Below are 18,429 nucleotides of genomic sequence, written 5' to 3'. Positions count from 1 at the left end.
CGGGACTAGCGGCGCGCCAGGAGCGCAAACAGGAAGCCGACGCCGGCGGCGATCGCCAATGAAGTCACCGGCTTCTCGCGCACGCTTGCCGCTATCTGCGCCTCGATATCCCTGGTGTTGCTGCGCAGGCTGTCAAAGGCTGCCTCGCCTTGGGCGCGCAGATGCTCGACACCTTCGGCGGCGGCACGGCGGGCGGTGCCGTATCCATGCTCGCCTGTCTTGGCCAACTGCTTCGTGAGCTTGTCGATATCGGCCTTCAACTGCCTGATATCGGCTTCGAGGTCCGAGTTCGCCCGCGCTTCGCCTGCGTTCTTTCCTGCGGCAGCTGCCATCGCTTAACTCCCTGTGATTGCTTTGGTTTCAACGCGCTGCATGTCTCAAAGTTCCGAGCCCCTCGGATAAACGGGCATGATCCCGCAAAGCGGGTGTCGGTTTGCCAAAAGATCACGCTCAATCCAATGGATAGAGGCCGTCCCGGTTCCATCGATCTGGACCCTAGCTCAAAACGGGGCCTCCTGCATCCGGTCAGATCAGCGGCCGCCGTTCCTTGCCCTGCCCCTCCCAGCCGGCAAGCTGCTTCAACCCTTCATGATCGATGATCTCGCAGCCGCCATCGCGCCACGCGATCAGCTTGCGATCCATCAGCTTGCGAATCGTCTTGTTGGTATGGACCAACGACAGCCCGAGCGTATCGGCGATGTGCTGCTGCGTGAACGCGATCCGGGTGAGCCGCCCGCCATTGAGGCCAACGGCCTTGGCCCGGCTGCCGATGAAGGCGATGAGATAGGCGGTGCGCTCGATCGCGCTGCGGCGGCCGACGCTGAGCAGGTTCTCATCCAGCATCCGCTCCTCGCGCGACGCGATCCAGGTGATGTCATAGGCCAGGCCCGGATGGTTGCGGAAAAGCTCATGCAGGGACTCCCGCTCGAACACGCAAAGCAGCATCGGCGACAAGGCTTCGACGGAATGCTGCATTTCGCCCATCACGCTGCCTTGCAGCCCGATGAGATCTCCAGGGATGGCGTAGTTGAGGATTTGACGGCGGCCATCCGACAACAGCTTGTAGCGGAAAGCCCAGCCCGACAGCACCGTGTAGAGATGAGTGCTGCGGCGTCCTTCCACCAGCACCGTTGCGCCCTTGTCGACCGCGAGCTCGCCTTTCTTCAATTTGTCGATGAAGGCCAGTTCCGATCTCTCGAATTTGCGGAAACCCGGCAGCGGCCGCAGTGGGCAATTCTCGCAATCGTACCGGCGGCTGGAGGAAGCAAGGCCGTTCTGGATTGACATTTCGACCGCTCCTCGAGAGCCGCGGGCTCAGCCGCTGCGGTGGCATGTCTTTTTTAAATGACAGCGCGTCAAATAGCGATCATGACTCGCTGCGTTTCAAGGAGCCATTGCCTGTGTCGCCTTTGCTTGACGGATTGCGCATTCTTGTCCTGGAAGATGAATTTCTCATCGCCATGGATGTCGAGCAGCTTTGCCGTGATCACGGCGCCGACGACGTGGTGCTTGTCCGTGACCTGGCCGAGATCGATGGCCGACAGGTTGCCACCCAATTCGATGCGGCGATCGTCGACCTCATGCTGGGGGGCACTCCGACTTTCGACTTTGCATCGCGCCTGCGTGAAACGGGCGTGCCCTTCGTCTTTGCCTCCGGTTATTCGGATGCGGACGAGATCAAGGTTGCCTTTCCAGGGATAAGGCTGGTCAGCAAACCTTATTCGGGCGAAGATCTTGTGGAAGCGGTGGCCCGGGCCTGCGGACGAGTCCCGCCCGCCTGACGACGTCGCATCGCGTAAGAGTCAGAGCGGATGCGATGGCGATTCTGTCAGCCGTTTCGATGCGACGCTTTTTTAGTGCGCCGCCGTGCCCGTGACCTGTGCTGAGATCGCATCGGGACCGTACTCGTCTTCGCCGGAGATTTTCAGTATCTCCTGCAGGCGCGTGCGGGCTCGGCTGACGCGGCTCTTGATCGTCCCGACCGCGCAACCGCAAATCTCGGCCGCCTCCTCGTAAGAGAAGCCCGAGGCGCCGATGAGGATGATGGCCTCGCGCTGGTCTTCGGGCAGTTGCTCGAGCGCACCGCGGAAATCCTTGAGGTCGAGCTGGCCGTGCTGGGCGGGATGCACCGCAAGCCTGGCTGTCATGATGCCGTCGCTGTCCTGCACCTCGCGGCCGCGTTTGCGCATCTGCGAATAGAACTCGTTGCGCAGGATGGTGAAGAGCCATGCCTTCAGGTTGGTACCGGGCTGAAAGCTCTCATGCTTGTCCCAGGCCTTGACCAGCGTTTCCTGCACGAGGTCGTCGGCCTTGTCGGCATTCTGCGTCAGTGACACTGCGAAGGCACGCAAGCTCGGTATTGCCCCAAGCAGATCGGTCTTGAAGCCTTGTGAGACCGTTGCCATGCCTCAGTCCTTTTTCTGTGCGGGCTCGGCCCGCTCCAGTTGGCTGAGCAACTGCGCGAAACGATCCGGCACATCGTCGGAGACCAGCTCGTCGTAATACTGCTTGAGTTTGCGTCCGATTTCGGAATTCGGCCCGAGCGGGTCGCCCACGCCGTTCCGGCGCCTGATTGAGGCGCCAGTCAAGACATCTTTCGTCATTTCCTTCATTTCGCCCTTTAATCCAGCCCCATAGCCGCTCAACATAACTCAACACAACACAAGCGGCATCCTCGTCTGGTTGCCCATCCCCAATTCAAACGCCGTTCAGGCGTATTAGTTCCCGGGGCCGGAACTTTTTGCGAAAGCCCGCGTTTGTGTCGTTGGGGCTTGCAATGGGGCTTGACCTGCATTTTTAGTCAATCACGTCATCTGAGGGAGACGTCCGTCATGAGTTTATCCGCCACCATCGCTCCGCACCTGCCGTTCCTGCGCCGCTTCTCGCGTGCCGTATCGGGATCGCAGGAGAGCGGCGACGCGCTGGTTGCCGCGATGCTCGAGGCCATCATCGCCGATGTCGACATTTTTCCCGAGGCATCCAGCGACCGAATCGCGCTGTACAAGGTCTTCGCCAAACTGTTCACGTCCGTCGCCATCCGCGTTCCACAAGAACAGGCGCAATCGGCATGGGAACAGCGCGCTGCGGCCAATCTCAATGCGATCGCGCCGCTTCCCCGCCAGGCCTTCCTTCTGGTGGCCGTCGAGGGTTTCAGCGAGGATGAGGCGGCCGAAATTCTTGGCGTCGGCGAACAGGAATTCTCAGAACTGCTTGCCCAGGCGAGCAACGAGATTTCCCGCCAGGTGGCGACCGACGTGCTGATCATCGAGGACGAACCGCTGATCGCCATGGATATAGAGGAGATGGTCGAGAGCCTGGGCCATCGGGTCGTCGGCACCGCCCGCACCCATGCCGAAGCGGTGACGATGTTCGGCAAGACGCGGCCGAAGATGGTGCTCGCGGACATCCAACTCGCCGACGGCAGCTCGGGCATCGAGGCGGTGAACGAGATTCTGTCGTCGACTTCCGTGCCGGTGATCTTCATCACCGCCTTTCCCGAGCGTCTCCTGACCGGCGAGCGCCCCGAACCGGCTTTCCTGGTGACGAAGCCGTTCAACCCGGACATGGTCAAGGCGTTGATCAGCCAGGCTCTGTTCTTCGACCGGCAGGCGAAAGCAGCCGCATAGCCATGCGCAACTGAAGTCGCAAACGCGCGCAAAAGCAGGGCGCGACCAGCCGGAAGGTTCCGCTGGCCGCGCCTTGCTTTTCCGCGCCACGATGGTGCGCGGGGGGATCGTCTTTTTCGGCAAAAAGTGGAACAAACCGCATCCACCCACGTTTTTCTCACATAGTTGGAAGGAGATGGAACCATGCTTTACTGGGCGCTCGTATTTCTTGTCGTGGCAATCATCGCCGGCGCGCTTGGTTTCGGCGGCATTGCTGGTACGTCTGCCGGGATAGCGCAGATATTGTTCTTCATCTTTCTCGCTTTCCTCATCATTTCGCTTCTCGCCGGCCTGTTCAGACGGGCCTGAGAGTTATCAGGCGAACACTGGAAGCCGCACCCCTCAAACGGTTTCCAGCCACCGCCGGGTGGTGTCCCACAAGGACGCCGCCCGGCGGACCGCTTTTGGGCGTCTGGTTCCCGTAAAACCTGCCTTGGAACCCATTGGACGGTGAGCCGTTCAGCCTGAGTTGGGTGAACAGGTCGGATGCGTTCCAGGGCTCGAGATACCAAGAAGAACGAGCGGGGGGACGAGGTCATCGCCCTGCATCCCGCCGAAAGCGGCATGCAACTTGGCCGGGCGCTTCTCCACGCACTGCACAATGCCGGCATTTCCGTCCTCTACCAGGACCGCGACATGAAAACGGTCTGGGCGCGGAACATGCGTGCGCCCTGGGCCGCCGACAGCAGCGAGGGCGACGGCATCCTGCCGCCGGCACAGGCCGACCGCATTGGCGCTGCCAAGCGCAACGTCGTCGCAAGCGGCGATCCGCAGCGCCTCGAGATCGGCGTCCCGATGGAGGACGGCATGCGCTGGTTTCAGGTCTGGATCGACGCCGACCATGGCGAGGCCGGCGACGTGCAAGGTGTCGTCACCACCATGGTCGAGACGACCGAGCAGCGACGCCGCGAACAGACGCTGACGACGCTGTTGCGCGAAGTCACGCACCGCTCGAAGAATTTGCTGGCAATCATCCAGAGCATCGCCACCCAGACGGGACGCTATTCCGACAGCATCGGCGATTTCCTGACCCGCTTTCGCGGCCGGCTCCAGTCGCTGGCCTCCTCCCAGGATTTGGTAACCTCCTCCAACTGGCGCGGTGCTGCCCTTCGCGAACTCGTCGCCGGTCAGGTCGGCCGCTACGGGACGGACGCGTCGCACAGCCTTCGCTTCCGCGGCGCAAATCCTTACCTCAACCCCAACGCCGCGCTGCATATCGGCCTTGCGATGCATGAACTGGCCGTCAACTCGGTCAGCTATGGCGCCCTGTCGCGGCCGGAGGGCTTCGTCGAAGTGACCGCCGTCCTCGACACCGCCGCCGATGGCGGCATTGCCCTGTCGCTGACCTGGGCCGAAACCATAGGAACCGACAGCAACCAAGAGGGCAAAAAGCGCTTCGGCAGCGTCGCACTGGAACGCGTAGTGCCCTCTTCCCTGAACGGAACGGCGCGCCTCGAGATCGCGGATGGTCGCCTCGAATACCATCTCGTTGTTCCGCACGGCAATTTCGAGACGGAGTAGGCGACCGCCATTTTTTAACCGGCTGTTCACCATAGAAGCAGATGCTGTTTTTGCCAGATACCGATGGAACTGCCGAGCCGACGAGCATGCTTTCGAGGGCTTTGCCGCAGCATAGTGGGGAGGAGCGCCTTGACGGTCGCCGATATCAACAGACTCGAGCATGCCGCTCGCATTTCGATGGGCGAAATCCAGGATCCCGAGACATCCACAGCATCGCCGGTTGCTCATGGCATCCTGCCCATCGTCGCTCCGGCGTTGGCCGCGGCAATTGTCCTGATCGCCCTGTCCCAGCTGGCCTGATCCCGCCCCCACGTTCGCGCGCGCACATCGCTCGGGTTTTCGGCGGCCGAGGCATCGGAAAGCTGCGCCCAGAAAAAGACTCTCTTCACCAACAATAAATTGGAGCAGCAAAGGTCGTTTTTTCATGCTAAGTGACGGCTGGAGCTTATTAAAGTGAGGACACGAAGTGAGGAGTGACCCTATGCGGAAAATTCTTATTGCCATGGCTGCCGTGGTCGCCGTCAGCGGCTGTACCTCGACCGAGCAGGATGTCGTCGGCGGCGGCTTGATCGGCGCCGGCGTGGGCGGCTTGGTCGGCGGCGGCAAGGGCGCGCTGATCGGCGCGGCCGTCGGTGCCGGCTCCGGCCTGCTGGTCCGCAACCTGCGCAATGGATACTGCCAGTATCGCGATCATCGGGGTCGCATCTACACGGCTCGCTGCAACTAAGGCAATTCGGGCGGGAAAAGCGCGGAGCGGTTTTCCCGCCGGAATTGCGAGCAAGGAGCGGATCGGCGATCTATCAGACGCTGAACCGCTCCGAGCAACTTGAATCGCGCGCTGTCGGGCTCATTCGCGAACCCGGCAGCGGTGCGGCAATTTATTGGCCGCCGCGTGAAGCCTGGAGCGATTCCGCCAAGGCCCGATGGCATTCACGCCGGCAGCGGAATCCTGATTTCCACATTCAATCCGTCATCGCGATAATCGCGGTGGATCGTGCCACGCAGCTCACGCGTGACATTGAGGTCGATCAATTTGGTGCCGAAGCCGGTCGTGGCCGGCGCGTCGACCTTCTTCTGCCCGGTTTCCTGCCAGCTCAGAGCCAAGACCCGGTCACGCCCGCGCCCTTCGACCGACCATTCGATCCTGAGGGCGCCGACCGTATTGCCGGCCTCGCCATATTTCAGCGCATTCGTTGCCAGTTCGTGGAAGGTGAGGCCCAGTGCCTGCGTCGTGGTTTCGTCAAGCAGCACCTCCGGCCCGGACAAAAGCTCTTCCGGCAGCTCCTTTCCGAACACTTGGCCAAGCTCGATGCGCAGGAGATCGCCGAGATCCGCCTTCTGCCAGCGCGAGCGCGTCAGCATGTCCTGGGACGCGGCCATTGCCTGTAGCCGGGCCGAGAAAGATGCCGAGAACTCATTGACGTCGCTGGCACGTGACGCGGTCTGGCGCGCGATCGCCAGCACTCGCGTGATCGAATTCTTGATGCGATGCTTCATCTCCTGCAGCATCAAATCCTTTTCGAGCAGGCTCTTTTCCGTCGTCTCATGCAGCAGCGATGCTGCCTCGTAGGCTCGCTCCTGATAGCGCGCGACGAGCGCGATGGCGCCGGCCAGCAGCAGCCCGAACAGGCCGAGCATGACCGGGATGGCCCGTGACGATGGCTGCGAGAAGGCGCTTGTCGGCCTGAACTGCACGGTCCACGGCCGGCCCGCCACGCTGATCTTGCGAGTAACCAGCAGCCTGTCGCCGAAGGCCGAGACGGGCGGCGTCTCCGACCGGAAAAGCAGATGATCGGGATCGACCGCGCCATCGTAGATTTCGGTGTTGACCGGCAGCAGCGGCGCGCGGCTGAGCGCGATCTGGAACAACTCCCTGGCCCGGAAGGCCGCGTAGAGAAAGCCTACCGTCGAGGATCGCGATGCGTTTATGGCATCAGGTGCGGTCTCGACGTTGAGCCGCACGAAGACGAGAAAGCCGGTGAAGGTCTGTGCTGCACCCGTGTCCTGGCCGAGTTGCACCAGCCCGCTCGCGTGCTGCTGGTCATCTGCCATTGCCTTCTCGATTGCCGCGCGCCGCACGGGCTCGGTGAACATGTCATAGCCGATGCTGGCCTTGTTGGACGGGTCGAGCGGCTCGAACAGCACAACGGGCGTCCGCCATGGCTGCGTGGTGTCCGGATAGATCGCACGCCTGGTGCCCTGGTCATGCAGCATGTCGCGCTCGACCGTCGCCTCGTCGCCTGCTTTCACCAGCCGGAGAAAGCCGATGCCGCGCAGGCCGGCGAAATTGGTATCGACGTTGAGGGCATTGAAGAACGCTTTGAACTCGCTCTGCGAGATGTCGCCATTGCGGGCGTCGAACAAGGCTTGCGACGAGCGCAGCAGCGACAGCTGCAGGTCGATCCGGCTCTCGATACGGTTGAGCGCATCGTCCGCGGTCGCGTCGAACTTGATGCGAGCCGCCTCTTGCGTCGCGAAATAGGCGAACCCCGCCATTGTCATGCTGATCAGCGCAACGGCAACGAAAGCGACGATTGGAAAAAGCTTCTTCAACGGATAATGCGGCCTATCAGCATGTGAGCCCTTTATGGGCAAGTCGCCCGGTCAACACAATGGCAAGGCCAAGCCATCCCGCCGGCTGGCATATCACCTGATCGGCAGATCGGTAACGGGCTCAGGCCAGCAGGCTTCAGGCGGCGATCTTCAGCGCGCCTGGTCCGGGAATGGCGCCAGGCGGACATTTGCCCAGGATGATCATGCCCAGCACCTCGTCCTGGGTCACATCGGTGGTGCGGGCAGTGCCGACGACCTGGCCGTTTTTCATGACGCACACCCGGTCGGCCAGTTCGAATACGTCGTGAATGTCATGGCTGATCAGGAAGATGCCGATGCCGTCGGACTTGAGCTGCCTGACCAGTTCCCCGACCTGGGCCGTTTCCTGCGGTCCAAGTGCTGCCGTCGGCTCGTCCATGATCAGGATGCGGGCGTTGAACAGGATCGCGCGTGCGATCGCCACCGACTGCCGCTGTCCGCCCGACAGCTTGATCACCGGCTCCTTGAAGCGCTGGAAGCGGGGATTGAGCCTGCCCATCACCTTGCGCGCCTCGGCCTCCATGGCGACATCATCGAGCGTGCCCCAGGCGGTCCTCAGCTCGCGGCCGAGGAACAGGTTGGCGGCGGCGTCGACATTGTCGGCGAGCGCCAGGGTCTGGTAGATCGTCTCGATGCCGTATTTCTTGGCATCGCGCGGGTTGGAGATCGAAGCCTCTTCGCCGTTGACGAAGATTTGGCCCGCGTCACGCTTGTAGGCGCCCGACAGGATCTTGATCAGTGTCGACTTGCCGGCGCCGTTATGGCCGAGCAGGGCCACGACCTCGCCGGGGAAAAGATCGATCGAGGCATCGTCGACGGCGCGAATGCCGCCGAACGCGATTGAGATGTTGCGCATGTCGACCAGCGGGTTGCCGGCGGGAGCGATCCTGTCAGCCATGATTGTCCTCCTCCCTCAAACGCGTTTGCGATAGACGGTGTCGAGCCACACCGCGATGACCAGCACGGCGCCGACGACGATGCTCTGCAGAGGCGAGTCGACGCCGAGCAGCACCATGCCGGATTGCAGCGACTGCATCAGAAGCGCGCCCAGCATGGCGCCGATGATCGTTCCCGAACCGCCGGCGAGCGACGTGCCACCGATGACGGCCGCCGCGATCACCAGCAATTCATCGAGCGTTCCGAGCACGTTGGTGGCCGAGTTCTGCCGGGCCGACGAGATCGCGGCGGCGATCGTGGCCAGCACGCCCATGATCATGAACACTTTCATCGTGATCCAGCGTGTATTGATGCCGGCGAGGTTGGCTGCTTCCGGATTGCCGCCAATGGCAAAGACATAGCGACCAAAACGGGTGCGTTTGGTGATGAAGGTCATGACCAGCCCGACGGCGATGGCCATCAGCACCGGTATGGCGATGCCGTGGGCGATGAACAGGCCGCCCTCGGGCACGGTTATGTTGTTGGCGGCTGCATATCTGTTCACGATGCCGACTGGCCACGGATAGGAATTGGCCAGCCAAACCGCGCCCATGATGACGGCGCAGGTCAGCACGCCGATCAGCGTCTCGGCCCAGATCGGACGCAGCGGGAAACGGAAGCGCTTGCGCTGTACCCGCCCGTTGAACAGCGCAAGCACCACCGCAAGGCAGGCGGCGATACCGACCACCCAGCTCCAGGTCGCGCCGATCGATCCGGCCGGGCCGCCGCCCATCAGCTGGAACGTCGCGTTGAGCGGCGCCACCGTCTGGCCGCTGGTAACCCACCATGCCGCACCGCGCCAGACCAGAAGCCCGCCCAGCGTCACGATAAAGGCCGGCACTTCGAGATAGGCGATGACAAAGCCCTGGAAGGCGCCGATCAACAGACCGAGCACCAGGCCGATGACCAGCGCCAGCACCCAGATCCATGGGTTGCCAAGCTCAAGCCCGACGAAGCGCACTAGGAAATGCACTTGGGCGAAGCCCATGACCATGCCGATCAACCCTTCGGCGGAACCGACGGACAGATCGATATTGCGCATGACGATGACCAGCACCATGCCGCAGGCCATGATGGCGACGGCCGAGGTCTGCACCGACAGGTTCCACAGATTGCGCGGCGTGAGAAAGGTACGGCTGTCGAAATCGAGCGGATTGACGCCGAGACGCAGGCTGGACAAGACATGCAACCCGATCCAGATCAGCAGCAGCGCGCCGATCATGCCGAGCATGCGCGTGTCGATCTCGGTCGCCTTAAGGAACCGGGCGACGGCGCCGAGTTCCGACGCACGCGCGGTGTCGGCCTGCGGGTTGGACGTCGTATCGGTCATGATTTTCTCCCACCGGCCTGCCCGTCCGATGCGGGATGCCGGAAGCCAGCCTAGAAGTTACCCGCCCGGGGCGGAAAAACAAATTTTCTTGAAAAAACGCCGCGGCTTGGCAGCCGCGGCGTTCATCGCATGAAATGGAAGATCAGTTGCAGGCCGCGACGCTGCCCGCCGCGACGCCGGCACAGACCTCGTCTTTCTTGATCCAGCCGGCGTCGATGACGACGTTGAGATTGTCCTTGGTGATCGCAACCGGGGTCAGGAACAGCGATTTGACGGTGTTCCCACCGGGCGTTGTGAAGTCCTTGACGCCGGCGATATCGGTCATCTTCTTGCCGTCGGCCAGCTGCGAGGCGATCTCGGCGGCATTCTTGCCGAGTTCACGCGCGTCCTTCCACACCGACACGGTCTGCGTGCCGAGCGCGATGCGGTTCAGCGCCGCGTGGTCGCCGTCCTGGCCCGAGACCGGAACGGTACCGGCCAGGCCTTGAGCCGTCAGCGCCGCGACGACGCCGCCGGCAGTGCCGTCATTGGCCGCGACGACCGCGTCGACCTTGTTGTCGTTGGCGGTCAGGAACTGCTCCATGTTCTTCTGCGCATTGGCCGGCAGCCAGCCATCCGTATAGGCTTCGCCGACATTCTTGATCTTGCCGCTGTCGATGGCGTCCTTGAGCACTTCCATGGAGCCCGAGAACAGGAAATCGGCATTCGGATCGGCACCCGAGCCCTTGATGAAGACGTAGTTGCCTTCCGGCTTCACCTTGAACACTTCGCGGGCCTGCATGCGGCCGACTTCCTTGTTGTCGAAGGTCAGATAGAAGACGTCCTTGTTCTCGATCAGGCGGTCATAGCCGACGACCGGAATGCCTTCGTCGAGCGCCTTCTGCACCGCCGGGCCGATGGCGGAGGCGTCCTGCGCCAGGATGATCAGCGAATTGGCGCCCTGGGAGATCAGGCTCTCGACGTCGGTGAGCTGCTTGCCGGGATTGGACTGGGCGTCGGCGGAAATATACTTGTCGCCGGCGGCTTCGATCGCCTTCTTCATGGCGGCCTCGTCGGTCTTCCAGCGCTCTTCCTGGAAGTTCGACCAGGAAACGCCGATGACCTTGTCCTTCGCCTGCGCGACCGACGCGAGCGTCAGCGACATGGCGACACCCGCCAGGATGGCGGCTGTGAATCTCTTCATCTTAATCCTCCCTGCGCCGCGTATGGCGCGACCAAACAGGCCCGTAGGCCGGCACAAAGGCTCTATTTTTTCGAGCCTCGAAAAAACACTGGTCCATCGTCGGAACGCTGTCAACGTCGATTCTGATGTATTTTGATGTCCTCGTGAATTTTTTTCGAGCTCCGGAATAAATAATGACAGCCAAGGCCGGTTCTGCCAGTATTTGACGGTCGTCGGGATCCTGGGGAGAGAACGCGGCGACGGGGAGGATGCGAGAAACATGTCGGTCGGAATCCGCCACGACGATTTGCGCCGACGCAACCGGGCGATGGTGATCGCGGCCGTGCGCCGTGCCGGGCAGCCCTCGCGCACCGAGATTGCCGCGACCACCGGGCTCAGCCATTCCACCATATCGGCGATCTCCTCCGACCTGATTGGCGAAGGCATCCTGGCGCAGAGCAAGCCGAGCGAGGCCGGTGCGCTGAAACGCGGCCGGCCGCAGGTCGGCCTCAGCCTCAACCCTGAAGCCGCGGCGGTGATGACCGTGGTGCTGTCGCTGAATTTTCTCTCCGTCGCCGTCATCGACTATGCCGGCCAGGTGATATCTGAAGAGCAGCGCCGGCTGGACACGCTCACCCTGTCGCGCGAGGCGCTGATCGGCGAATGCGTGGCCATCGTCAGGCGGCGGTTCGAGGATCCCGACCTCGACGTCGGCAGCATCGCCCGTATCGCGCTGGCGATCCAGGGCATCACCGACACGGATGCGCGCACCATGCTGTGGTCGCCGATCACGCCGCAGACCGACATCGCCTTCGCCGACATACTGGAGGCCGAGTTCGGCATTCCCGCCACCATGGAGAACGATTGCAACATGATGGCGGTGGCGCTGCGCTGGCGCGATCCCCAGCGCTACCGCGACGACTTCATCGCCATCCTTTTGTCGCACGGCATCGGCATGGGCTTGGTGCTGAAGGGTGAACTGTTCACCGGCACCCATTCATCCGGAGGCGAGTTCGGCCACATGATCCATCGCCCCGGCGGGGCGCTCTGCCGCTGCGGGCGGCGCGGCTGCGTCGAGGCCTATGCCGGCAACTATGCCATCTGGCGCAACGCGAGGCAGCTTGGCGAGGACACCGAGCCCGTCGACGTCAGCGACGCCGACATGCGCACCCTGGCGGCCTCGGCGCGCGAAAAGGACGGGCCGGAGCGCGAAGCCTACCGCAAGGCCGGCGAGGCGCTGGGTTACGGCCTTGGCAGCCTGTTCGCGCTGATCGATCCGGCGCCGGTCGCCATGGTCGGCGTCAGCGCCGCCGCCTTCGACCTGATCGAGCCGGCTCTGCGCGAGGCCATTGCCCAGACCGCCGGCGGCCAGCACTCGAAATCGATTTCCTTCGACACCGAGCCGAACGAACTGCCACTGATCCGCGAGGGCTGCGCCATGCGCGCGCTGACCTTCGTCGACCAGGAGATTTTCGCGCCGGGGGCACAGGCGAAATCAGGCGTGGGCGAGAACGTTGCGTGACATATCCCTAGTCTTCGCGAATCGCATACCCCGCGCCCCGAATGGTGCGGATCACGTCAGGCATGCGGCCATTGTTGACCGCCTTGCGCAGCCGGCCGACATGCACGTCCACGGTGCGCTCGTCGATATAGATCGTTTCGCCCCAGACATTGTCGAGCAGTTGGCTGCGCGAGAACACGCGGCCGGGATGTCGCATCATGAATTCGAGCAGGCGGAACTCGGTCGGCCCGAGCCGGATCTCGCTTTTCTTGCGGTAGACCCGGTGCGATTCACGGTCGAGCACGATGTCGCCGACCTTGAGCACGCTGGACAGAACTTCGGGCTTGGCGCGGCGCAGCAGCGCCTTGACGCGTGCCATGAATTCCGGCGTTGAGAACGGCTTGACCAGATAGTCGTCGGCGCCGGTGGAGAGACCGCGCACCCGGTCGCTTTCCTCGCCGCGCGCCGTCAGCATGATGATCGGCAGCCGCTCGGTCTCGGGCCGCATGCGGAGACGGCGGCAGAGCTCGATGCCGGACACCGCCGGCACCATCCAGTCGAGCACAAGAAGGTCAGGGACATTCTCCTGCAAGCGGATCTCGGCTTCGTCGCCGCGCGTCACCACCTCTACCTGATAACCCTCCGATTCCAGATTGTAACGGAGCAGCACACCCAGCGGCTCCTCGTCCTCCACCACCATGATGCGTGGCGCGATCATCGACTGGTCACCCCTGCCGTCAAGCCGCTGGCGCCGACATCGCCGTCTCGTCCTGCTTCGGGCGATTGGCGGGCAATTGCGTGCCGGTCAGCACATAATAGGCATTTTCGGCAATGTTGGTCACGTGATCGCCGATGCGCTCGAGATTCTTGGCGCAGAACAAAAGATGCGTGCAGGCGGTGATGTTGCGCGGATCCTCCATCATGTAGGTCAGCAGCTCGCGGAACACCGATGTGTATTTGACGTCGATGCGTTCATCGTCGGCGCGCAGCTTGGCAAGTGCCGCGGCATCGCGCGCCGCATACTCCTCGATCACGCCTTGCACCTGGATCAGCACAAGCTGCGCCATGGCGTCGATGGAGTGCGACAGGTCGCGCGGCGTGGCGGCAAGGCCGACGGTGCCGACGCGCTTGGCGATGTTCTTGGCGAGATCGCCGATGCGTTCGAGATCGCCCGCCATGCGGATCGAGCCGACGACATGGCGCAGATCGTCCGCCATGGGCTGCCGCTTGGCGATCAGGGTGATGGCGCGGTCGTCGAGTTCGCGCTGGCGCGCATCCATGATCGCGTCGTCGGAGACGACGCGCTGGGCGAGCGCGTTGTCGGAATTCAGGAGCGCCTTGGTCGCGCCGCCGACCATCGATGAGGCGAGATCGCCCATGTCGCGGATCAGCCTGCTGATCTGTCCGAGATCTTCGTCAAAGGCTGCGACTGTGTGTTCGGCCATGATCTTGGTCCTCGTATGCCTGGGATCAGCCGAAGCGGCCGGTGATATAGTCCTGCGTGCGCTTCTCGCGGGGCGACGTGAAGATCTTCTCGGTGCGGTCGAACTCGACCAGCTCGCCCAGATACATGAAGGCGGTCTGCTTCGACACGCGCGCCGCCTGCTGCATGTTGTGGGTGACGATGACGATCGTATAATCGGCCTGCAACTCGTCGATCAGCTCCTCGATCTTGGCGGTCGACAGCGGATCGAGCGCCGAGGCAGGCTCGTCGAGCAGGATGACCTCCGGCTTCACCGCCACCGTGCGGGCGATGCAGAGGCGCTGCTGCTGGCCGCCCGAAAGGCTGAGGCCGCTGGCGTTGAGCTTGTCCTTGACCTCGCTCCACAGTGCCGCGCGCTTCAGCGCCTGCTCGACACGGCCGTCCATCTCCGCCTTGCTGAGCTTCTCATAGAGCCTGACGCCGAAGGCGATGTTCTCGTAGATCGACATCGGGAACGGCGTCGGCTTCTGGAACACCATGCCGATCTTGGTCCTGAGCAGGTTGAGATCCTGCGAACGGTCGAGGATATTCTGGCCGTCGAGCAGCACCTGGCCCTCGGCGCTCTGCCTCGGGTAAAGCTCGTAGATGCGGTTGAAGACGCGCAGCAGCGTCGACTTCCCGCAGCCCGAAGGCCCGATGAAGGCGGTGACGCTGCGCTCGGGCAGCGACAGGCTGATATCCTTCAGCGCCTTCGACTGGCCATAGTAGAAATTGAGGCCCTTGACCTCGATCTTGGCTTTCTCGACCGCGACTTCGGGCGTATTCAACTCGGTGGACAACATCGGTTTCATCTGTCCTCTCTGCGTCCGGTAAGGCTGCGGGCGAAGATGCTCAGCCCGAGAACCGTAAGGGTGATTATGAGTGCGCCGGTCCACGCCAGCTGCTGCCATTCCTCGTAGGGGCTGAGAGCGAACTGGAAGATGGTGACGGGCAGGCTGGCCATCGGCGCATTGAGATTACTCGACCAGAACTGGTTGTTGAGCGCCGTGAAGAGCAGCGGCGCCGTCTCGCCGGAAATGCGGGCGATGGCCAGCAATATGCCGGTGACGATGCCCGACAGCGCCGCACGGTAGGCGACCGAGCGGATGACCACCCAGCGCGGCGCGCCGATCGCGGCGCCGGCCTCGCGCAGGGCGTTCGGCACGAGGTTGAGCATGTCCTCGGTGGTGCGCACGACGACCGGGATGACCAGGATGGCCAGAGCGACGGCACCGGCGATCGCCGAGAAATGTCCCATCGGCCGCACCAGCAGCTCGTAGACGAACAGGCCGACGATGATCGAGGGTGCCGACAGCAGGATGTCGTTGATGAAGCGCACGACGGTGGTGAGGCGCGAGAAGCGGCCATATTCGGCCATGTAGGTCCCAGCGAGGACACCGATCGGCGTGCCGACGATGACGGCGATGACTGTCATCATGATACTGCCGTAGATGGCATTGAGCAGGCCGCCGGCATCGCCGGGCGGCGGTGTCATTTCGGTGAACACAGAGAGCGAAACACCCGACAGGCCCTTATAGAGCAGTGCGCCGAGGATGAGCGCCAGCCAGGCCAGGCCGATGCCCGCCGCCGTGACGCATAGCGTCATCATCACGGCATTCCTGCGCTTGCGTCGATTGTGAAGCGATGTGGCCGTCGACATCGGTCAGGCTCCCGTGCGGCTGTCCATGCGCAGCAGCATGTAGCGCGCAAGGGCAAGGATCAGGAAAGTGATGACGAACAGGATCAGGCCGAGCGCCACCAGCGAAGACGTATAGAGATCGCCGTCGGCTTCGGTGAACTCGTTGGCGATGGTCGCCGAGATCGTCGTGCCGGGCGCGAACAGCGAGCCGCTGATGCGGTGGGCGTTGCCGATGACGAAGGTTACCGCCATGGTTTCGCCGAGCGCGCGGCCGAGGCCGAGCATGACGCCGCCCATGATGCCGACGCGGGTATAGGGGATGACGACGCGGCGCGTGACCTCCCAGGTCGTGCAGCCGATGCCGTAGGCCGATTCCTTCAGCACCGCCGGCACCGTGTCGAAGACATCCTTGGTGATCGAGGTGATGAAGGGCAGGACCATGATGGCAAGGATCATCGCCGAGGTCAGAAGGCCGATGCCGTAGGGCGGGCCGGCAAACAGGCTGGAGAGTCCCGGCACGTCGTGGAAAAGCTTGATGATGAAGGGCTGCACCGTCGTCTGCAGGAACGGCGCGAACACGAACAGGCCCCAGATGCCGTAGATGATGGAGGGTATGCCGGCAAGCAGCTCGACGGCGATGCCGATGGGGCGTCGGAGTGGCCGCGGGCAGAGTTCGGTAAGGAAGATGGCGATGCCGATGCCGATGGGAACGGCGATCAGGATAGCGATGGCGGCGGTGACGATGGTTCCGTAGATCGGGGCCAGCGCTCCGAAATTCTCGGTGACCGGGTTCCACGATTCGGTCGTCAGGAAGGAGAACCCGAATTTCGACAGCGCTTCCCACGAGCCGGCAAACAGCGAAATCGCCACGCCGCCGAGGATGAGCAGGACGAGGATGGCGGAAAAGCGTGTCGCCGTTCGGAAAATCGTATCGGTGAGCGCGAAGCGTCGGACCGTCGCTTCCCTGGCCCGCATGGCGGCCGACGATGGCATGGCTTCGGAGACGGCGGTCATCTGGCCCTCGCGTTTCAAGGAAGACAGGGAGGGCGCCGTGAAGCGCCCTCCTCGTTCAGCAGGGATTACATGGCGGAATAGAGCGGCTTGCCGTCTTCGCCGACGATGTCCTTGGCCCACATGTCCTCGACGCTCTTGACGACCGCGTCGGGGATCGGAACGTAGTCCAGCGCCCCGGCCATGTCGTCGCCCTTGGCGTAGGACCAGGCGAAGAACTTGAGCGCTTCACCGGTCGCCGCCACGTCGCCGGGCTTCTTGTAGACCAGGATCCAGGTCGCCGACGTCATCGGCCAGGATTCGGCGCCCGGCTGGTTGGCCAGGATGACGCCATAACCAGGCTGCGAGCTCCAGTCGGCATTGGCCGCCGCCGCCGAGAACGCCGCCGCCGTCGGCTCGACCTTCTTGCCGTCCTTGTTGATCATGTCGGCATAGGTCAACTTGTTCTGCTTGGCGTAGGCGTATTCGACATAGCCGATCGAGCCACCGGTCTGCGAGACGTTGTTGGCGACGCCTTCATTGCCCTTGGCGCCGATGCCAACCGGCCATTCGAGCGCGGTGTTGACGCCGACCTTCGACTTCCAGTCGGCGCTGACGTCGGCCAGGTAGTAGCTGAAGTTGAACGTGGTGCCCGAACCGTCGGAGCGATGCACGACGGCGATCGCCTGGTCGGGAAGCTTGACGTCGGGATTGAGCTTGGCGATCGCCGCGTCATTCCAGTTGGTGATCTTGCCGACGAAGATATCGGCCAGCGTCGGGCCGTCGAGCACCAGTTCGCCCGGCTTGATGCCTTCGAGATTGACGACCGGAACGATGCCGCCCATCACCATCGGGAACTGTGCAAGTCCGGTGGATTCGAGATCCTCGCCCTTCAGCGGCGCATCGGAAGCGCCGAAGGTGACGGTCTTGGCTTTGATCTGCTTGATGCCGCCGCCCGAGCCGATCGACTGGTAGTTGAGACCGATGCCGGTCTCCTTCTTGTAGGCATCGGCCCACTTCGCATAGATCGGGTAAGGGAAGGTGGCGCCGGCACCGGAGATGTCAGCTGCCATTGCCGCGGAAAGGGTGAGGGTGGACGCCGCAGCCATTGCGATCGCAACGGCCGCCGAGCGGATCAAATGTCTCATATGGCCTGCTCCTGTTCGGAAGATGGTCTCTCGGCGCCATTCCTTGCCAGCGCCCGCTGAGGCCAATAGCGTTCGATTATAACAGTCGCATGACAGTTTCGTGTCAGCCCGGTAACGCGTCGCCGGCGCTTGGAAAGGCGATGGCGATTAGCGGCTGCGGCATGGCGCCGGTTTGCCTTCGGGAATCAGGGACTTGCGCTATCCGGCCACCCAAACAGCCATCGGATTCGGCATGGATCGCTGATCTAAGAAAAGCCGGACGGGAGCGCGTTGCTCGAGGCCAGAGGATGTCTTGGCCGGGCCATCGCCAAAAACAGGTCCGTTGGGGTAGATTGACGCTGCTTCATACTGGCGGTCGCTGCTCCCGCCCGTAACTAGAAGAGAGCGGAAATTCGATACCGTCATTGTCCCGGCTGGACGCCGGCTTTGATATGGTGCGATCGCACCATAGTCTTGCTCGAAGGGCAGCGGCCGACCCCGACT

Annotated in this window: 21 protein-coding genes; 7 read left to right on the top strand and 14 right to left on the bottom strand. The window is 62.9% G+C overall.

Annotation, left to right across the window (positions count from 1 at the left end):
* Positions 1-5: 5 nt before the first annotated feature.
* Together FJ949_RS26350 and FJ949_RS26345 are read right to left on the bottom strand one after the other, a co-directional pair.
* Positions 6-332 (bottom strand): DUF883 family protein, encoded by a 327-nt coding sequence (locus FJ949_RS26350; protein ID WP_140500593.1) that lies wholly within the window; start codon positions 330-332, stop codon positions 6-8.
* Between the two features lie 193 nt (positions 333-525).
* Positions 526-1,287 carry a Crp/Fnr family transcriptional regulator gene (locus FJ949_RS26345; protein ID WP_140500592.1) on the bottom strand — a complete coding sequence of 254 codons (762 nt, stop codon included), beginning with the start codon at positions 1,285-1,287 and terminating at the stop codon, positions 526-528.
* Positions 1,288-1,331: 44 nt separating this feature from the next.
* Between FJ949_RS26345 and FJ949_RS26340 the strand changes: the two genes are divergently transcribed.
* Positions 1,332-1,781, top strand: a complete 450-nt coding sequence (locus tag FJ949_RS26340; protein WP_140500637.1) for a response regulator — start codon at positions 1,332-1,334, stop codon at positions 1,779-1,781.
* Between the two features lie 72 nt (positions 1,782-1,853).
* On the opposite strand, the gene FJ949_RS26335 is transcribed toward FJ949_RS26340, so the two are convergent.
* Both FJ949_RS26335 and FJ949_RS26330 read right to left on the bottom strand, forming a co-directional pair.
* A complete protein-coding gene (locus FJ949_RS26335; protein ID WP_140500591.1) occupies positions 1,854-2,405 on the bottom strand; it encodes an RNA polymerase sigma factor in 552 nt (183 codons plus the stop codon).
* Between the two features lie 3 nt (positions 2,406-2,408).
* Positions 2,409-2,612: a NepR family anti-sigma factor gene (locus FJ949_RS26330; protein ID WP_181165418.1), complete on the bottom strand. Its 204-nt coding sequence runs from the start codon at positions 2,610-2,612 to the stop codon at positions 2,409-2,411.
* 219 nt (positions 2,613-2,831) lie between these two features.
* Between FJ949_RS26330 and FJ949_RS26325 the strand changes: the two genes are divergently transcribed.
* The 5 genes from FJ949_RS26325 (at position 2,832) to FJ949_RS26310 (ending at position 5,913) form a co-directional block, all read left to right on the top strand.
* A complete protein-coding gene (locus FJ949_RS26325) occupies positions 2,832-3,626 on the top strand; it encodes a response regulator (protein WP_140500589.1) in 795 nt (264 codons plus the stop codon).
* Positions 3,627-3,809: 183 nt separating this feature from the next.
* Positions 3,810-3,974, top strand: coding sequence for a DUF1328 domain-containing protein (locus FJ949_RS26320; RefSeq protein ID WP_006203859.1), 165 nt, complete (start codon positions 3,810-3,812; stop codon positions 3,972-3,974).
* Between the two features lie 177 nt (positions 3,975-4,151).
* The gene (locus FJ949_RS26315; protein ID WP_140500587.1) at positions 4,152-5,186 is read left to right on the top strand and encodes a PAS domain-containing sensor histidine kinase; all 1,035 of its coding nucleotides are present in this window, start codon (positions 4,152-4,154) and stop codon (positions 5,184-5,186) included.
* Between the two features lie 129 nt (positions 5,187-5,315).
* Positions 5,316-5,486, top strand: coding sequence for a hypothetical protein (locus tag FJ949_RS30465; RefSeq protein ID WP_181165419.1), 171 nt, complete (start codon positions 5,316-5,318; stop codon positions 5,484-5,486).
* A 181-nt stretch (positions 5,487-5,667) separates the two neighbouring features.
* Positions 5,668-5,913 carry a YMGG-like glycine zipper-containing protein gene (locus FJ949_RS26310; protein ID WP_140500585.1) on the top strand — a complete coding sequence of 82 codons (246 nt, stop codon included), beginning with the start codon at positions 5,668-5,670 and terminating at the stop codon, positions 5,911-5,913.
* A 203-nt stretch (positions 5,914-6,116) separates the two neighbouring features.
* Here FJ949_RS26310 and FJ949_RS26305 read toward each other — a convergent pair whose 3' ends face one another.
* From FJ949_RS26305 to xylF, 4 genes are all read right to left on the bottom strand, one after another.
* Positions 6,117-7,739 (bottom strand): CHASE domain-containing protein, encoded by a 1,623-nt coding sequence (locus FJ949_RS26305; protein WP_140500584.1) that lies wholly within the window; start codon positions 7,737-7,739, stop codon positions 6,117-6,119.
* A 136-nt stretch (positions 7,740-7,875) separates the two neighbouring features.
* The gene (locus FJ949_RS26300; protein ID WP_140500582.1) at positions 7,876-8,676 is read right to left on the bottom strand and encodes an ATP-binding cassette domain-containing protein; all 801 of its coding nucleotides are present in this window, start codon (positions 8,674-8,676) and stop codon (positions 7,876-7,878) included.
* Positions 8,677-8,691: 15 nt separating this feature from the next.
* On the bottom strand, positions 8,692-10,044 hold the full coding sequence (locus FJ949_RS26295) for a sugar ABC transporter permease (RefSeq protein ID WP_140500580.1): 1,353 nt from the start codon (positions 10,042-10,044) through the stop codon (positions 8,692-8,694).
* A gap of 142 nt (positions 10,045-10,186) precedes the next feature.
* Entirely contained in the window at positions 10,187-11,227 is a 1,041-nt protein-coding gene (xylF, locus tag FJ949_RS26290) for a D-xylose ABC transporter substrate-binding protein (protein WP_140500579.1), read from the bottom strand.
* A 259-nt stretch (positions 11,228-11,486) separates the two neighbouring features.
* On the opposite strand from xylF, the gene FJ949_RS26285 reads away from it, so the two are divergent.
* Positions 11,487-12,728, top strand: a complete 1,242-nt coding sequence (locus FJ949_RS26285; protein ID WP_140500577.1) for an ROK family protein — start codon at positions 11,487-11,489, stop codon at positions 12,726-12,728.
* Between the two features lie 7 nt (positions 12,729-12,735).
* On the opposite strand, the gene phoB is transcribed toward FJ949_RS26285, so the two are convergent.
* The 6 genes from phoB to pstS all read right to left on the bottom strand — a co-directional run bounded on the left by phoB (position 12,736) and on the right by pstS (position 17,946).
* Positions 12,736-13,425, bottom strand: a complete 690-nt coding sequence (gene phoB / locus FJ949_RS26280; protein ID WP_010911896.1) for a phosphate regulon transcriptional regulator PhoB — start codon at positions 13,423-13,425, stop codon at positions 12,736-12,738.
* A gap of 19 nt (positions 13,426-13,444) precedes the next feature.
* Positions 13,445-14,152 (bottom strand): phosphate signaling complex protein PhoU, encoded by a 708-nt coding sequence (gene phoU / locus FJ949_RS26275; RefSeq protein WP_140500575.1) that lies wholly within the window; start codon positions 14,150-14,152, stop codon positions 13,445-13,447.
* 25 nt (positions 14,153-14,177) lie between these two features.
* The gene (gene pstB / locus FJ949_RS26270; protein WP_140500574.1) at positions 14,178-14,981 is read right to left on the bottom strand and encodes a phosphate ABC transporter ATP-binding protein PstB; all 804 of its coding nucleotides are present in this window, start codon (positions 14,979-14,981) and stop codon (positions 14,178-14,180) included.
* Entirely contained in the window at positions 14,978-15,829 is an 852-nt protein-coding gene (pstA, locus tag FJ949_RS26265; protein WP_140500572.1) for a phosphate ABC transporter permease PstA, read from the bottom strand. Before pstA ends, pstB begins: the two co-directional genes overlap by 4 nt.
* 3 nt (positions 15,830-15,832) lie before the next feature.
* Positions 15,833-16,822, bottom strand: a complete 990-nt coding sequence (gene pstC, locus FJ949_RS26260) for a phosphate ABC transporter permease subunit PstC (protein ID WP_140500571.1) — start codon at positions 16,820-16,822, stop codon at positions 15,833-15,835.
* 65 nt (positions 16,823-16,887) lie between these two features.
* Positions 16,888-17,946: a phosphate ABC transporter substrate-binding protein PstS gene (gene pstS / locus FJ949_RS26255; protein ID WP_140500569.1), complete on the bottom strand. Its 1,059-nt coding sequence runs from the start codon at positions 17,944-17,946 to the stop codon at positions 16,888-16,890.
* Positions 17,947-18,429 lie beyond the last annotated feature (483 nt).

The organism is Mesorhizobium sp. B2-4-1 (assembly GCF_006442185.1).
Classification (GTDB): Bacteria; Pseudomonadota; Alphaproteobacteria; order Rhizobiales; family Rhizobiaceae; genus Mesorhizobium.
Note: the sequence above shows the minus strand (reverse complement) of the source record. Positions and strands in the feature narration are given on the sequence as shown.

Coding starts and splice junctions, on each gene's coding strand:
- FJ949_RS26350 (WP_140500593.1), bottom strand. CDS start 332: ATGGCAGCTGCCGCAGGAAAGAACGCAGGCGAAGCGCGGGCGAACTCG.
- FJ949_RS26345 (WP_140500592.1), bottom strand. CDS start 1,287: ATGTCAATCCAGAACGGCCTTGCTTCCTCCAGCCGCCGGTACGATTGC.
- FJ949_RS26340 (WP_140500637.1), top strand. CDS start 1,332: ATGTCTTTTTTAAATGACAGCGCGTCAAATAGCGATCATGACTCGCTG.
- FJ949_RS26335 (WP_140500591.1), bottom strand. CDS start 2,405: ATGGCAACGGTCTCACAAGGCTTCAAGACCGATCTGCTTGGGGCAATA.
- FJ949_RS26330 (WP_181165418.1), bottom strand. CDS start 2,612: ATGAAGGAAATGACGAAAGATGTCTTGACTGGCGCCTCAATCAGGCGC.
- FJ949_RS26325 (WP_140500589.1), top strand. CDS start 2,832: ATGAGTTTATCCGCCACCATCGCTCCGCACCTGCCGTTCCTGCGCCGC.
- FJ949_RS26320 (WP_006203859.1), top strand. CDS start 3,810: ATGCTTTACTGGGCGCTCGTATTTCTTGTCGTGGCAATCATCGCCGGC.
- FJ949_RS26315 (WP_140500587.1), top strand. CDS start 4,152: ATGCGTTCCAGGGCTCGAGATACCAAGAAGAACGAGCGGGGGGACGAG.
- FJ949_RS26310 (WP_140500585.1), top strand. CDS start 5,668: ATGCGGAAAATTCTTATTGCCATGGCTGCCGTGGTCGCCGTCAGCGGC.
- FJ949_RS26300 (WP_140500582.1), bottom strand. CDS start 8,676: ATGGCTGACAGGATCGCTCCCGCCGGCAACCCGCTGGTCGACATGCGC.
- FJ949_RS26295 (WP_140500580.1), bottom strand. CDS start 10,044: ATGACCGATACGACGTCCAACCCGCAGGCCGACACCGCGCGTGCGTCG.
- xylF (WP_140500579.1), bottom strand. CDS start 11,227: ATGAAGAGATTCACAGCCGCCATCCTGGCGGGTGTCGCCATGTCGCTG.
- FJ949_RS26285 (WP_140500577.1), top strand. CDS start 11,487: ATGTCGGTCGGAATCCGCCACGACGATTTGCGCCGACGCAACCGGGCG.
- phoB (WP_010911896.1), bottom strand. CDS start 13,425: ATGATCGCGCCACGCATCATGGTGGTGGAGGACGAGGAGCCGCTGGGT.
- phoU (WP_140500575.1), bottom strand. CDS start 14,152: ATGGCCGAACACACAGTCGCAGCCTTTGACGAAGATCTCGGACAGATC.
- pstB (WP_140500574.1), bottom strand. CDS start 14,981: ATGAAACCGATGTTGTCCACCGAGTTGAATACGCCCGAAGTCGCGGTC.
- pstA (WP_140500572.1), bottom strand. CDS start 15,829: ATGTCGACGGCCACATCGCTTCACAATCGACGCAAGCGCAGGAATGCC.
- pstC (WP_140500571.1), bottom strand. CDS start 16,822: ATGACCGCCGTCTCCGAAGCCATGCCATCGTCGGCCGCCATGCGGGCC.
- pstS (WP_140500569.1), bottom strand. CDS start 17,946: ATGAGACATTTGATCCGCTCGGCGGCCGTTGCGATCGCAATGGCTGCG.